The sequence below is a fragment of the Maribacter sp. 2-571 genome (assembly GCF_050589625.1).
In the GTDB taxonomy this organism is placed as follows: Bacteria; Bacteroidota; Bacteroidia; order Flavobacteriales; family Flavobacteriaceae; genus Pelagihabitans.
Genome location: NZ_JBNGOP010000006.1, coordinates 66035 through 82757, shown reverse-complemented (window position 1 = coordinate 82757; position 16723 = coordinate 66035). Strand labels below are relative to the sequence as shown.

Below are 16723 nucleotides of genomic sequence, written 5' to 3'. Positions count from 1 at the left end.
AGATTCCAACTACTGCGTTTTAGCGACCATTCTTTTGAGGATGGCTTCGATATGTGGTACGCCATATCCCTGTGGCACCAGTTTATCATTGATGATGATGGTGGGTACGCCAACGATGCCGTTCGATCGGAGCATTTCAATATTGGAATTGATGATGTTCACGACCGCATCACTTTCCGCGTCCATGTCAAAAATCTCCATATCGAGTCCTAGTTGTACGGCAAACCCACGGATCATAGTATCGTTGAGGACGTCTTGGTTTTTGAACAGCAGATCGTGCATTTCCCAGAACTTGCCCTGTTCCCCGGCGGCCATACTGGCACGTTCTGCAAATGTCATGCTCTCGGTGAACAGTACCGCATAAAATTCTACGGCATGCTCATATTTTGCATAGAGCGGTTCCAGTGCTTCATGGACCTTTCTGCAACTTTCGCAACGGTAGTCGGAAACGACCACAACTTTTATGGGGCTCGCTCGATTTCCCCTAGAGTAGCTCACCATTTCACGAAGGTCCACGGTTTCTGTAGATACCGGGTCTTTTAATAAAATTCGGATATCGGTTTTAGTGGCCACCAAGTCTTTTATGTACGCTGCCTGTGCTTTTTCGAATTGTTCGTTTTCCAAAAATTCTTTTGACTCGCGGTACAGTTTCGAGTTCGGATCTGCCGTTCCGCTAAAACCATAGCCTTCCTGCATATAACCTACAATGGACTGTTCGGAAATCGGCTGGAGCTTGGCCGTTATTTCATTGGCAATAAGTGCTTCATTGCTAATTCCCTTGGCTTTGGCCTCTTTGTTGAGAATCGTCTGTGTCACCTGATCGAACAATACTTCACTACGAACCTCGTACAATTCTTTTTTTGCCAGTTCATCTATGGTTTCCAAGAAAATAGTGTCCCCTTCCACAATAGCGGCCACGGTTCGTTGCGGCGCTACCGTACTACTGACAGTTTTGGGTCCCTTCTTTTCTTCGCCCTTTGGCGTACAGGCCGTAAAAAAGAAGACGACCGATAGTACAAATGCCGTTTTAAGCCATAAATTGTTATCGGATAAACGTTTAAATGTCTTTTTAAATGTGCGGTTTGCTCTGTGCTTTAGGGAGTTAATGGGGGCGTTGTTTTTTTTCAAAGCTGCTTATTTAATTTTAGGTATTTTTGAACAGATCAGTATTAAGTTGAGTTTAAAAACACCGCTATTTTTTCGAAATATAGGCATTCCGTTTAAATATTATATCGCATGAAAGAGTTAAAAATTCTAGTATCTTTTTGTTTTACGCTGTTGTTCATCTCCTGTGACGAAGATCAAAAACAGGCTGCCGCCATGGTTAACGGGGTCTCACAGGATAAACGTTTAAGCAATGTGCGGATGATCAACCTTATCGGGAATCCTATCCTTGCCGAAAAGAAGACCTATTTTGCCGATATGGATGAAAATGGAGCGTTTACATTTGATTTTTCGGTAGACACCTTAACTACCGGGGCGCTTATCCATGGCGACTTTTTTCACTACATCTGTTTGTTGCCCGATGATCAACTACAAATAACCCTCGATAAAGATTCCATATCGTTTTCCGGAGAAGGTGCGGAGAACAATCGGTATTTGTACGATCTTGAGTTGAAAGGGCTTTGGAACGAAGGGTTTGTGGCGCGTTCTAAGCGGGATCGGCCATCATTGCAGGAATTTATCGAAGGACTCGAGGTTACGTTGAACGAACGAAAACGAATGCGTACACAATACCGACTCTCCAAAGAATTTAAGCGTTATATTACGGTAGACGACGCTGTTTTTTATGATACCAGCCTACGCGACTATGCGACCTTGTTGGCCCGGGGCAATCAAGACAGTCTTTTGCAAACAGCGCTTCCTTCCAAAGTAAAAGACGCCTTTGACCCAAAAAAATTTATGTCGGACGAAAAGTTGCCGTCCCACCGGTATTTGCAGGATGTCATTGGGTATGTAAGAGGAAGATTGGCGTCGAAAGATACTGTTCAGGGATTTGATCTTGAAGAAGAAATGTGGCGGTTCACCCGCGATTCCCTTTCCGGAGATACCAGAGATCATGTACTGGCGAAGTTTTTAGCGAACCAGTTGCGTTTTTCCAAGAAGTATGATGAGGAAAAGCATAAAACGTTTCGGGATGTTGTAGCGAGTAGCAGTGCCAAACGCTCGGTCGAAAAAGCGATCAACGCCTACAACGAACAAAAAGAAACCCTGTTTCAGGTTTCCGGTAGCACCTTTGCCGGTCTACAATTGGAAACACCGGAAGCCCAAACGCTGTCTTTTAACGAGATGTTGGACACCTATAAGGGCGAGGTGGTCTATTTAGAGGTTTGGTTGGTGGATTGGTATCCCGATTATCCCTATCGCCCAAAGTTTTCGGTTAAAAAATTGAAGAGAAGGTTCGAAAAGGAACCGGTAAAAGTGGTCCAGGTGGCGCTTACTGATAAAACGGATGGATTGTGGGATCAGATAAGGGGTTTGAGCGAAATGAAAGAAGACCATTATTACATTAAGAATCCTGAAAAAGCTTCCTTTTTGAACTTCTATAAAATAAACACCTACCCGGCCTATTTTATTTTCGACAAGCAGGGTGCATTACGGGCATATCGTGCTCCCGCACCCCCAACAAGCCATTTTGATATGAAACTTTCCGATTTGGAAAGCGTACTTCTAGAGTTGTCGAAAGCATAATTTCTCAAATTTTTGTAATACCCTTTTTGGCAGTGGGTTATCCCGAATTCAAACATATTTTTATCATATTTTTTTCAGTGGTTTTTGTAGGGGTGAAAAAGTTAAATTGAAAATTTTTTAACAAAAATTTTGTAGTATTCATGCTTTATATGTAGTTTTAATAACTTTTTAATAGTACCGACCAATTTTTTTACAATCTAAATAACTCCTTAACCATTAAATCAATTTATCATGAAATTTAAACGTTTAAGCAATTTGTTTTTATGGGTGTTCCTAGGTTGTTTTGGCACTCAAATGTTCGCTGCGGGATGGTGCGGCCAATCAAAAAAAGAAGACTGTGGCGATTGGGTCGTTCAAATGGCCGTTTTTAACGGAGGGGCCATGGGGAGCAACGACTGCGTGTCGTACAACAACTGTGTTACCTGGGCACAATGGGACTGGTCGAATACCGGTGCCTGGTCACAATTACTTTTGGAAAAAGAAGGATTCTGCGATAAAAATTACAGACTTTCGAATACCAAGGATTTTAAGGTATCCTACAATGGAAGTTTTTCCAATGCATATGGCAATCATCGGTTGGCTATCGTTTCATGGGGAAAAACGACCGACGACTGTGATTGGCGTACCGACAACCTTTATGAATTGTATGTTCATGAAAAATCGTACGAGGAGAATAATTACGCAAGCTGGTGCAAATATATTGGTGAAACCCCTAATTGTTCTGGATCTACCTATAAAATGTACGATTGCGAGTACCAAATTTTAGGGCGTTCCATCCGATGCTGGAGAAATTCACCACGTACTTCCGGAACCACCGATATCGATTGTCTTTGGGAAGCATGGAGGAGCAAAGGTATAGCACCTGACGTGTATTATTATTTTACCGAGGTCGGCGCAGAAGTAGGACCTGATTCGGGAGGGCGCTTTACGTTGACCGGCAATGACATGCAACGGGTAGCGGAAAGTAGCAATCCTACTCCCCCTCCAAGTGGCGGTAATGACTTGATCGAGAATGGTATTTATCGGTTGAAATGTAGCTGGGGTGGTAAATATTTGCACGCTACCAATGATAAAGCTGGTTCGAATGTCGATTTGGCCAACAAAGACAACAGTCAATGGTCGCAACAGTGGGTGGCTAAAAAAGTTAGCAATGGTGTATATCGTTTTTACTGCCGATGGGGCGGAAAATACCTTCACGCGACAGGAGATAAAAATAATGCGAACGTGACATTGAACAACTTGAATACAGGGTGGTCGTCCCAAAAATGGAAATTGAAGAAAGATGGTGGTATCTACCGCTTGGAAGTACAGTGGGGGAAGAACAACCTAACGGCGGACACCGATAAAAATGGGGGTAATGCCAAGGTACATGCCGAGAACACGTCTTGGTCATCGCAGAAATGGACGCTCGAGTATACCGGTGAGACAAATGGAAGTAATCTTCAAGCAAGTTTGGCACCAGAGGGCGAATATGAATTTGCCTCCTTCCCCAACCCTAGCACTGACTTTATCAGCATAGAGGGGCTGGATGAGTTCTCCGTCAAAATCTTTAGCTTGGACGGTCGTTTATTAATGGAGCGTGACAATATGATCGCTGGTGAAAAAGTTGCTGTAGGCAACTTGCCAACGGGCGTTCATTTAATGCAGGTCAGTAGTGCCGGCACAAATGTGAGAACGGAAAAAATCGTGATCGAGTAAAGCCTATTTAAAAGTTTACCCAAGTACAATTGAAAACCCTTGTTCACTAATATGGACAGGGGTTTTCGCATTTCTAGACAGCTGAGAAGAAACGATAGATAGGCTTTTGCAATACGGATAATTCTTGAAGCGATACAGTTAAAAATTCGCAGGTTTTAATAACAATGGCGGTAAGGTCCAAACGATTTTTGAGGACGGTCGTGCGCACTGGTAAAACCGGTTCGGGTAGTTACGAAAACGTTTTAGTTCCCTAAAGCGTTCTTTTTAAAGGGGTATTTGGCAAATGGAGCGTTAAAAATACTATCTTGTTGGGCAGTTTTTTGTTCGACGATACCACACGCTTAGATTATGAAAATAAAAAAACCGAGGTTAAGTTTTTGGCAAATATGGAATATGAACGTTGGATTTTTCGGAATTCAATTCAGTTTTGGACTGCAGCAGACGGCGGTCAATCCCATTTTTTCATTTTTAGGGGCCCATCACGATGAGTTGCCATTGCTCAATCTCGCAGGACCGGTAACCGGTCTGCTCATCCAACCTATAATCGGGGCGATATCCGACAAAACCTGGTCTCCCAAATGGGGCGGTCGTAGAAAACCTTTTTTCTTGATAGGGGCCATTTTGGCCAGTTTGTGTCTGTTCGCCTTTCCTTTTAGTCCCGAATTATGGTTCGCCGTAGGGCTTTTGTGGATTTTGGATGCTGGGAACAATACCGCAATGGAACCCTACAGGGCTTTTGTAGGGGATAAACTGCCCGATGAACAGTTGACCTTTGGATACCAGATGCAAAGTTTGTTCGTAGGGGCGGGAATAACCCTCGCCAACTTCTCCCTTTTTCTTTTTCAAGATTGGTTCAGCGTTCCCTCTGAAGCGACCGAACTCTGCAGTAGCGGGGTCGAAGTGGTTTCTTCCATTCCGAAATGGGTATACTATTCCTTCTTTTTAGGAGCTTTTGCCTCCATAGGTACCGTATTATGGTCCATGTGGAAAACACCCGAAATACCACCTACGGAGGAAGAGTTCAAGGAAATTCAGGAATTCAATAAGGACAAGCCCAATCCGCTTATTCAAATAGTGAGCGTGTTGTTGGTCATATTTTCGGTACCCTTGGCATTGGGCTACCTTATTGCGGAAATCTCTCCGGAACTATATGCCGATATCAATCTTTGGGTAATCGTGGTGCTGGTCATTGCTTTCATCTGGTTGTTCGTGTTGTACCGAATGATCAAAAAGAACCCGAACAACAGCACATTGAAAAGGTTGGGGGATGTTCTTAGTCCCTTTATCGAGGCGGCCGACGCTATCGGTGGTATGCCGGGCTTTCTTTGGAAACTTGCCGCGGTCTACTTTTTTCAATGGTATGCCCTTTTTGTGTACTGGCAGTTTATCACCCCCATGCTGAGGAAAAGCTTGTATGGCATCAGTAATTCCGATACCGAAAAATTTGAAGGCTTAATGAAGGCCTGTAAGGATGGGGCACAGATCAGTGCGGAGGATATGGGCTTTGCCCAAAACATACAGGCCGTTTCCGAACAGGCATTGGCCCAAACTGGGCTGATGAACGGGACCTATAATTTTGTAACCATGATCGTCGCCCTGGCCTTGGTCCCGATAGCGGCAAAGCTAGGGTCGAAATTGGTATATGTGGGCTGTCTGTTTTTAACGGGAATCGCCATGCTGAGCATGCCCTATATTACGAATCAATGGTTGCTGCTCTTGCCCATGGTGTTGTTCGGGATCGGTTGGGCCGCAATGATGGGAATACCCTATGCCATGGTTTCGCGGGTAATACCCGAAGAACGCCGGGGCGTGTATATGGGTATCGTTAATATGATGATCGTGATACCCATGCTGATCCAAACGGTCAGTTTTGGGCCAATCATCAAAAATGTGTTGAACAACGAAGCGGTCAATGCCATCATCTTTGGTGGCGTATTCTTTATTATCGCCGGTGTCCTCGCTTTTCGCTTAAACCTGCCCAAGGATGACGATAGTATTGTCATATAAAACCTTTTGGAACGAAGGTGTTTTTATTGGAACAATACCCCTAAATTTGTTTTAGGATAAATAACGTTACATGAGCAAAAGGAAGCAGCGCAGGGAAGCTTTGGTCTACCACGCGAAACCCCAACCGGGAAAAATCAAGATCGTACCGACAAAACCCTATGCCACCCAGCGCGATTTGGCGTTGGCCTATTCCCCCGGAGTTGCCGAGCCATGTTTGGAAATTAGCAAGGACAAGGACAATGTTTATAAATATACCGCTAAAGGAAACCTTGTAGCGGTGATCAGCAATGGTACTGCCGTGTTGGGGCTAGGAGATATCGGCCCCGAAGCTTCCAAACCGGTTATGGAGGGAAAAAGTCTGTTGTTTAAGATTTTTGCCGATCTGGACAGTATGGATATCGAAGTGGATACCAAGGATGTCGATAAATTTGTTGAAACGGTGAAAATGATCGCGCCAACCTTTGGCGGCATCAACTTGGAGGATATCAAGGCGCCGGAAGCTTTCGAAATCGAACGTCGCCTAAAAGCGGAGCTCGATATTCCGGTAATGCATGATGATCAGCACGGTACGGCCATAATTTCTGCCGCTGCGCTGCTGAACGCCCTGGAACTCGCCGAAAAAAAGATCGAAGAAGTACAGATCGTCATCAGTGGGGCCGGAGCTGCTGCAGTTTCCTGTACCAAATTGTACAAAGCATTTGGAGCGCGGTCGGAAAATATTGTGATGTTGGACAGTAAGGGGGTCATTCGGAAAGATGCCCAAAACCTATCGCCTGCAAAATTGGAGTTCGCTACAGCACGCAAGATCGATACCCTTGCCGAGGCCATGCAAGACGCCGACGTGTTTATAGGGCTCTCCATCGCCAATATCGTGTCGTCCGAAATGTTATTGAGCATGGCCAAAAACCCAATTGTATTCGCCATGGCCAATCCCGATCCTGAAATACGGTATGATCTGGCGATTCAGACCAGAAAAGATATCATTATGGCCACGGGCCGCTCGGACCATCCGAACCAAGTGAACAATGTATTGGGTTTCCCGTTTATTTTTAGGGGAGCCTTGGATGTTAGGGCCACTACCATAAACGAAGCGATGAAAATGGCTGCCGTAAAGGCGTTGGCCGAGCTTACACGGCAACCCGTGCCGGAACAGGTGAACATTGCCTACGGCGAAACACGGTTGACCTTTGGCACCGATTACATTATTCCAAAACCCTTTGATCAGCGTTTGATTGCCGAAATACCGCCTGCAGTGGCAAAAGCGGCAATGGAAAGTGGCGTGGCCAAAGCCCCGATCGAAGACTGGGACCGTTACCGGGAAGAACTGTTACAACGTTCGGGGAACGATAATAAAGTAGTACGACTCCTTCATAATAGGGCAAAGGTAAACGCCAAAAGAATCGTTTTTGCGGAAGCTGATCAGATCGATGTGCTCAAGGCCGCGCAGATCGCTTATGATGAAGGCATCGCCATACCCATACTTCTCGGGAACAAAGCGACCATAAAGGAACTTAAAAAAGAACTCGAATTCGATGCCGATGTGACCATTGTAGACCCCAACGGCCATGATGCCGATGTGGCCCGATTGCGCTATGCGACCAAATTCTGGGAAAAGCGGCACCGAAGCGGCACCACGCTTTTTAGCGCAAAAATAAAAATGCGGGAACGAAACTATTTTGGTGCCATGATGGTTTTGGAGGGCGATGCCGATGGCATGATATCCGGTTATTCAAGGGCATATCCCACAGTAGTAAAACCGATTTTTGAAGTGATCGGAAGAGCGTCCAACGTGCGTAGAGTATCCACGGTCAATATCATGATTACTTCCAGAGGCCCGTTGTTCCTTGCCGATACCTCTATCAACATCGACCCCAATGCCGAGGAAATTGCTGAAATCGCGCAAATGACGGCCAATGTAGCATCGACCTTTGGATTTGAACCGGTTTTGGCCTTGCTGTCCTACGCCAATTTTGGGTCGTCTACACATCCACACGCGACCAAAGTTAGGGAGGCGTTGCGCATTTTGCACAACAGTAACCCCGATTTGGTGGTCGATGGTGAGATCCAGATCGATTTTGCATTGAACAAAGAGCTGCACCAAAGCCAGTTTCCGTTTTCCAAATTGGCGGGTAAAAAAGTGAATACGTTGATCTTTCCGAATTTGGAAGCGGCGAACATTACCTATAAGCTTTTAAAGGAACTGAATAAATCCGACTCCATCGGCCCGATAATGGTGGGGTTACGAAAATCGGTCCACATTCTACAACTTGGGGCAAGTGTGGACGAAATGGTCAATATGACGGCGGTGGCCGTTATCGATGCACAGGAGCGCGAAAAAAGGAAAAAAGCCAAAACGGGAAAATAAGGCTCCGCCCGGCCTACCGAACCAAACTAAAACCAGTACAAGGGAATGATCGAACATTTATCAGGGAAATTAGTGGAAAAAAATCCGACCTATCTCGTTATCGAGTGTGGGGGAGTCGGATATTTTGTAAACATATCGTTGCACACCTTTTCGAGAATAGAAGAACAGGAGGCCATTCGGGTATTTACCCACCTTCAGGTAAAGGAAGACTCCCATACACTGTTCGGGTTTTCCGAAAAGTCGGAACGTGAAATATTCCGGTTGCTATTGTCCGTATCGGGTATCGGTTCCAGTACGGCGCGCACCATGCTCTCCTCGTTGACCCCTGTTCAGGTGCGCGATGCCATTGCCGGGGGGGATGTGGCAACCATTCAAGGCGTAAAGGGAATCGGTGCGAAAACGGCCCAAAGGGTCATCCTGGATCTAAAGGATAAAATTCTAAAAATATACGATATTGACGAAGTTTCCCTTCCTTCGAACAATACAAATAAAGATGAAGCGTTATCAGCTTTAGAGGTCCTTGGATTTGTCCGGAAACAGTCTGAAAAGGTTGTCGACAAAGTACTTGCCCAAGACGCCTCTCTAAGCGTGGAAGACATCATAAAACGCACGCTTAAAAATTTGTAAATACATTGAAAACAGGGGCAAAAACAATACTTAAATCTTCATTTAAGGGTATTCTTCTATTCGTGCTATGTAGCATAGTCACGGGTATTTCGAACGCACAGGAAAATCCGGAAACGAACCCACAGGAGGTCGACTCCCTTGCGCAACAGCAAGATTCGGTCAAAACTGGTTTTGATCTGGGTAAAATGGTGATGGGCAACCCCCAGAGCATCGTTTCTAAATACGTGTATAATCCAAATTTGGACGCTTACGTCTATTCCGAAAAAGTAGGGGATTTCGATATCGGGTATCCAGTTATGTTGACACCGGAACAGTACTTCGAGTTGATGCGCGAAGAGGGCATCAAAGACTACTTTAAGGAAAAAGTGGATGCTTTTTCCGGTAAAAAAGAGGGTAGTGAGGAGGCACGAAAAAATCTGTTGCCCAACTTTTATGTAAACAACAATTTTTTCCAGTCCGTTTTTGGGGGAAATACCATTGAGGTCATTCCGCAAGGTTCGGTGGCAATGGACCTCGGTGTGATTTGGCAGAAAAATGACAATCCCGCACTCTCACCAAGAAACCGTACCAACCTATCGTTCGATTTCGATCAGCGCATTAGTTTGAGCATGCTCGGAAAAATTGGGGAGCGCTTGCAAGTGACGGCCAATTACGATACGGAGGCTACATTCGACTTTCAGAACATCGTTAAATTGGATTACACCCCAACGGAGGACGACATCATTCGAAAAATCGAGGTGGGTAATGTGAACATGCCATTGAACAGCTCCCTCATCCAGGGTGCCCAGAGTCTCTTTGGGGTAAAAACACAACTCCAATTCGGGAAAACTACCGTTACCGCGGTGTTCTCCGAACAACGTTCACAGAACAATACCGTGGTGGCCCAAGGCGGGGGGACGCTTACCGACTTTTCGCTTTCCGCCCTTGACTATGACGAGGACAAGCACTTTTTTCTATCCCAATACTTTAGGGACAATTACGATGAGGCATTAGAAAACTATCCATACATCAAAAGCCAGATACAGATCACGCGATTGGAGGTATGGGTGACCAACCGAAGCCAACAGACCTTGAACGTAAGAAACGTAGTGGCCATTCAGGATTTGGGGGAAGCATCCTCCGAACAGACCCGAATAGGGCGTTTGGGTGGGGCCGGCTTAACCTTTTTCAGTACCGATGTGACCACCGGAAATTTACCGCGAAACGAAGCAAATGCCTTTAACCCCCAGCTTGTAGGTTCTGCCAGCGGTGCGCTCACCGATGCCATTCGGGATATCGCTACCGTCGATAGTGGTTTTAATACGACGAATTTTAATGCGGGATATTCGGTAAGCCAAGGAACCGACTATGCCATTTTGGAAAACGCACGAAAATTGGAGCAGGGCAGGGACTATGATTTTAATACCCAGTTGGGATACATTTCTTTGAACCAACGTTTGAGTAACGACGAAGTACTTGGCGTAGCTTTTCAATATACCTTCAACGGCGATGTATACCAGGTAGGGGAATTTGCCAACGGCGGACTGGATGCGACCAGTATTACTCCTGGCGCTACCCCTGCAACCCCTATCATCAACAATAATACCTTGGTCTTAAAATTGCTGAAAAGTAATATTACCAACATCGAAGATCCGATTTGGGACCTGATGATGAAGAACATTTATGCGACCGGAGCTTTTCAATTGAGCCAGGAAGATTTTAGAATGAACATTCTCTTTTCCGATCCCACCCCCCGAAACTATATTACCCCTGTGGAGGAAGGTCCGGGTACGGGATGGCCGGAAGGGCTTCAAGAACGTATTTTGTTGGATGTTTTCAATTTGGATCGCCTGAACGTTTACAATGATATCCAACCCGGCGGGGACGGTTTTTTTGACTTTGTTCCCGGAATAACGGTGGATACCCGTGGCGGGCGCATTATTTTCTCCAAGGTAGAGCCTTTTGGGGAGTTTTTGTTCGATGTGCTGGCAAACAATAATGAGGACGGTTACGACGACGATACCGCTTACAATGAAAACCAGAACAGGTATGTGTTCCGCGACATGTATGCGTTGACCAAGGCTGCAGCCCTGCAGAACCCGGAACAGAATAAATTTTTGATGAAGGGGCAGTACAAATCCGAAGGTGCCAATGGTATTCCCATAGGGGCGTTCAACGTTCCAAGGGGTTCGGTAAGGGTAACCGCAGGTGGGCGACAGTTACAGGAAGGAATCGATTATACCGTCAATTATCAGGCAGGTACGGTCCAGATCTTGGACCCTACTTTGGAGGCATCCAATACCCCCATCAATATATCCGTAGAAAACAACGCTGTTTTCGGACAGCAGACCAGGCGTTTTACGGGAATCAATGTAGAACACCAGTTCAATGAAAATTTTGTTCTCGGCGGTACGCTGTTGAACCTGAACGAACGCCCTTTGACGCAGAAGTCCAATTTTGGGGTGGAGCCCGTGAACAATACCGTATTCGGATTGAACGGTAACTTTTCTACTGAAGTTCCGTTTTTGACGCGAATGGTCAATAAACTACCGAATATCGATACCGATGTGCCTTCCAATATTTCCCTGCGCGGGGAGGTGGCCGTCTTGCGGCCCAATTCCCCTAAAAATGCCGATTTTGAAGGGGAAACTACTACTTATTTAGATGATTTTGAAGGAGCGCAGGCGCTGATCGATATCCGTTCCTCCTTGGGTTGGGTATTGGCGAGTACCCCTTTGGCGGTCCAAAACGATAACGAGACCGGTTTGGAAAAAGGGTTTGAAAGGGCCCGTTTGGCATGGTATACCATTGATCCAATTTTTTACACCAATCAGCGTCCCGCAGGAATCAGTGATGGCGATATTTCCGTAAACCAGGCCCGTAGAATCTTTATCGATGAGGTGTTTCCAGAGCAGGAAGTGGCACAAGGGCAATCGCGGCAGCAAACGACCTTGGATTTGGCCTACTATCCAAATCAAAAAGGACCGTACAATGCGGATGATAATTTTGGGAACGACCCTTCCGAAAACTGGGGTGGGATCATGCGGTCTTTGAGCAGTACCAATTTTGAGCAGGCCAACGTGGAGTTCATCCAGTTTTGGGTAATGGACCCCTATGTAGATAATATTGGGTCGAGCCCGGGAAAGCTGGTAATCGATCTGGGGAACATTACCGAGGATATACTTCCCGATGGTCGTAAGCAATATGAAAATGGTTTGCCGGTCAACCCGGGAGATACCCAGGCAAGGGATACCGACTGGGGTAAAGTACCGCAGACCCAGGCCCTGGTCTACGCTTTTGATGTGGACGATGCCAGTAGGGCCGTACAAGACGTTGGTCTCGATGGGCTTACCGATGCCGAGGAGGCCGCGATTTACGGAAACGGCAACCCCGATGACCCTGCCAACGATAACTATGAGTACTTTTTACAGCGCGACGGGAGCATCTTGAACCGTTACCTGAACTTCAATAATACCGATGGCAACTCCCCTATAGACGTTACCAACGACAATCGTGGGAATACCACCCTTCCGGATGTAGAGGATATCGATCGTGACCTTACCATGAACACGGTGGATAGTTACTACAGTTATGAAATCGACATCGAACCCGGTGTAGAGATCGGTGACCGTTATATTACGGACATCCGGGAAGAAGAATACAGTGGGGATAGGATTCCTGATGGAAGTAGCACTCGCGTACGTTGGATCCAATATAAGATTCCTCTGAACGATTTTACCGATAGGGTAGGCGGTGTAAGCGATTTTCGATCCATCAGTACCATGCGGATGTACATGACCGGGTTTACCGATGACGTGGTGCTGCGTTTTGCCACCTTGGATCTGGTACGTGGCGATTGGCGAACCTATACCCGTTCCTTACGTGCGGAAAGCTTGGGGGCCGAACTACCGGCGGACGAGACCGGTAGCAGCCTAGATGTAAATGCCGTGAACATTTTGGAAAATGAGCAGCGGAACCCGATTAACTATGTGCTTCCACCGGGTATAGTACGGGAGCAGCTGAACAACAATAACACCATCATCGCCCAGAACGAACAGTCCTTATCGCTAGTAGTCGATAATTTAGGTGCCCGCGATTCCAGGGGGGTCTTTAAAAACCTGAACATCGATTTACGGCAATACGAAAATTTGAAGATGTTTGTCCATGCCGAAGAGATTGGTACCGAACTCAGTCCTTCGGATGCTACACTGGCCGGTTTTTTACGGATCGGGACGGACTTTTCCGAAAACTTTTATCAAATTGAACTGCCCTTGCAATTTACCCCTTGGGGCGCTACAACGGATACGGAGATTTGGCCGGATGCGAACCGTTTGGATGTTGCACTCGATGATCTGAAAAAAGTTAAATCGCTGCGTATCAACCTTAGGAGCGATAACGTACCCTTGAGTGAATTGCGTTACTATGAGATAGATAATGGCGAAGTGATTCCCGTTGGGGAAAACGACCCCAGAACACCGGGGCGTTTGCGTATCGGAATAAAGGGAAATCCATCCTTGGGTAACATCAGGAGCGTAATGGTGGGTGTTAAAAACAATACCGACCAGATTCAGGGAGGTGAAGTGTGGTTCAATGAACTCCGTTTGGCCGGTTTGGACAATGAAGGCGGATGGGCCTCTATTGTGGCCATGGATGCTAACGTTGCCGATTTTGCCAATGTAACGGCCACTGCCAGTACCAGCACCTCCGGTTTTGGGGGCATAGACCAAATGCCCAACGAAAGGGCCCGGGAAGATGCCATTACCTATGACGTGGTCACCAATTTAAACCTGGGGCAACTTCTACCCCCAAAATGGGGCATACAATTGCCGTTCAACTATGGTATTTCCGAACAGCTGATCACCCCGGAATTCGATCCCGAGTTCGATGATCTCAAATTGGACGATCTGATCGATACCGCAACGAGCGCGGAAGATGCCGAAAACATTCGCGAGCGGGCCGAGGATTATACCAAGCGCACCAGTATTAACCTGATCGGTGTACGTAAAAACAGGGGAGAAGAGGCCGATGCCAATTTTTATGATATCGAGAACTTTACCTTTAACTATTCCTATAACGAAACCGAACACCGCGACTTTGAAATAGAGGACCTGAGCGATCAGAGTGTTCAGGCAGGGTTTGTGTACAACCACAATTTTAAGCCTTTGGAAATCGCCCCTTTCGCTAAAAAGGATTCGCTGTTCAACGGTAGCTATTGGAAATGGTTAAAAGACCTGAACTTAAACCTATTGCCGACCACCGTATCGGTAAATTCGGATTTCAACCGACAGTTCAACCGGCAAACGTTCCGTAACGTAATTCCGGCAGGGGAAGACCCTGACGGCTTTTTGTCCCTGCCCGAGCTGCAGCAGCGCAATTACCTTTTCAATTGGCAATACGCGGTCAATTATAGCCTTACCAAATCGCTACGGGTAAACTTGACAGGGTCCAACAACCGAATTGTGCGTAACTATCTTGAAGATCCTAACAACCCGGAATCGGAAATCGATAAGGCGCTCGGGCTCTGGGACGGCTTTTGGGATCTGGGCGAGCCTAACAGGCACTCCCAGCAGATGCAGATCAACTATGAGGTGCCATTTGCTAAAATTCCTGCGCTCGACTTTATCAATGCACAGTACACCTATTCCAGTAATTTTGACTGGCAACGGGGAGGGGACGCCTTGAACTTGGCCGTTGCCGAAGAACAGAACCCACAACTCCAGCGGAACGAATTGAATATCGTTTCCATCAATAACGTACAGAACTCCAACACCCATAACCTTACCGCTTCCATGACCATGCAAAAGCTATACGATCTGGTAGGGCTTAAAAAGAACGATGGCAAGTCGGTTGCGGCGCGGGCGGCCATTCGTAAGGACAAATCGGGAAAACCGATAAAAGGAGATGAAAAGCCTCCTAAAAAAACGGGAGCGCTATGGAATACCGCGGTCGATATCGTTACCATGGTCAAGCGCTTGAACGTTAACTACAATGAAACTAACGGAACCGTACTTCCAGGGTACACCCAAAGCGTAGGCTTTATCGGTTCAACAAGACCATCGGTCGGTTTTGTTTTCGGTAGTCAGTCCGATATTCGTTTTGAAGCTGCAAGGAACGGTTGGCTTACCGGTTTTGATGGGTTTAACGAACAGTTCATCCAACGGACCAACAAACAGCTGAACATTACGGCAACGGCGCAGCCCATAAAAGACCTCACCATCGATCTGGTGGCCGATCGTCAGTTTTCCAATAGCAATCAGGAGAACTATCAGATCAACCTTTCTGAGGACAATGTTTTGGAGTACGAAAGCCTTACCCCAAATACCTTTGGTAACTTTAGTATCTCTACCATGATGATCGGTACGGCCTTTGGAAAAAGCGATGAGTTCGACTCCGCAACCTTTGAAGAGTTTAAGGAGAACCGGATTACCATTGCCAACCGTTTGGCAAGCGACCGTGGACAGGCGGTTACCGAACTGGACGAGGACGGTTTTCCGCAACAATATGGTAAAACCAATCAAGATGTGCTTTTACCGGCCTTCTTTGCCGCATACACGGGGCAAAATGTAGACCGGGTAAACCTTGATATTTTTAGGGACATTCCCATTCCCAATTGGAACATCAAGTACACCGGTCTGATGCGCAACAAATGGTTCAAGAAAAAATTCAAGCGGTTCTCCGTTCAGCATGGGTACCGTGCGGCCTATAGTATCAATTCGTTCCAAACGAACTTGGAAAGGCAGCAGCTGCTCAAGGATGTGGGCACAGCCATAGATCCCGAGACCCAAGACCTTATTCCCGAACTTATTTTGAACAATGTGGTGCTGACCGATGCCTTTAACCCGTTGGTACGGCTCGATTTTGAAATGCAGAATTCCGTAAGCGTGCTGGCTGAGGTGCGTACCGATAGGGCGCTATCCTTAAGTTTGGACAATAATTTAATGACCGAGATCAACGGAAGGGAATATACCGTCGGTTTGGGCTATCGTATAAAGGATGTAAAGTTCGTTACCAATATCGGTGGCGAGAAAACCCGTTTGAAAGGGGATTTGAACCTGAAGGCCGATGTCAGTATCCGCGATAACATTACCATTATCCGAAATTTGGATATCGATAACAACGAAATTACCTCGGGACAAAATTTACTGTCCATCAAATTTACGGCCGATTACGCCCTTAGTAAGAACCTGAACGCATTGTTCTTTTACGACCATTCGTTCTCACAGTTCGCGGTCTCTACGGCTTTTCCACAAACTACTATCAACACCGGGTTCACGCTGCGCTATAACTTTGGGAACTAATACCATTTCAAAATTAAAGTGATATAAATGTCGGTTCTGCGGTTCGGTATAGTGCGAA

Annotated in this window: 7 protein-coding genes; 6 read left to right on the top strand and 1 reads right to left on the bottom strand. The window is 46.3% G+C overall.

The window, feature by feature from the left end; all coding sequences use genetic code 11:
• Positions 1 to 9: 9 nt before the first annotated feature.
• On the bottom strand, positions 10 to 1128 hold the full coding sequence (locus ACRD7P_RS06330) for a DsbA family protein (RefSeq protein WP_430906686.1): 1119 nt from the start codon (positions 1126 to 1128) through the stop codon (positions 10 to 12).
• A gap of 108 nt (positions 1129 to 1236) precedes the next feature.
• Here ACRD7P_RS06330 and ACRD7P_RS06325 point away from each other — a divergent pair, with 108 nt between their 5' ends.
• The 6 genes from ACRD7P_RS06325 (at position 1237) to sprA (ending at position 16665) form a co-directional block, all read left to right on the top strand.
• Complete coding sequence (locus ACRD7P_RS06325) at positions 1237 to 2691, top strand: TlpA family protein disulfide reductase (RefSeq protein ID WP_430906685.1); 1455 nt, start codon at positions 1237 to 1239, stop codon at positions 2689 to 2691.
• A 231-nt stretch (positions 2692 to 2922) separates the two neighbouring features.
• Positions 2923 to 4389 (top strand): T9SS type A sorting domain-containing protein, encoded by a 1467-nt coding sequence (locus tag ACRD7P_RS06320; protein WP_430906684.1) that lies wholly within the window; start codon positions 2923 to 2925, stop codon positions 4387 to 4389.
• 393 nt (positions 4390 to 4782) lie between these two features.
• Positions 4783 to 6396 carry an MFS transporter gene (locus ACRD7P_RS06315; RefSeq protein WP_430906683.1) on the top strand — a complete coding sequence of 538 codons (1614 nt, stop codon included), beginning with the start codon at positions 4783 to 4785 and terminating at the stop codon, positions 6394 to 6396.
• Between the two features lie 70 nt (positions 6397 to 6466).
• Positions 6467 to 8761 carry an NADP-dependent malic enzyme gene (locus ACRD7P_RS06310; protein WP_430906682.1) on the top strand — a complete coding sequence of 765 codons (2295 nt, stop codon included), beginning with the start codon at positions 6467 to 6469 and terminating at the stop codon, positions 8759 to 8761.
• A 45-nt stretch (positions 8762 to 8806) separates the two neighbouring features.
• Complete coding sequence (gene ruvA / locus ACRD7P_RS06305; RefSeq protein ID WP_430906681.1) at positions 8807 to 9388, top strand: Holliday junction branch migration protein RuvA; 582 nt, start codon at positions 8807 to 8809, stop codon at positions 9386 to 9388.
• A gap of 5 nt (positions 9389 to 9393) precedes the next feature.
• Complete coding sequence (gene sprA / locus ACRD7P_RS06300) at positions 9394 to 16665, top strand: cell surface protein SprA (protein WP_430906680.1); 7272 nt, start codon at positions 9394 to 9396, stop codon at positions 16663 to 16665.
• Positions 16666 to 16723 lie beyond the last annotated feature (58 nt).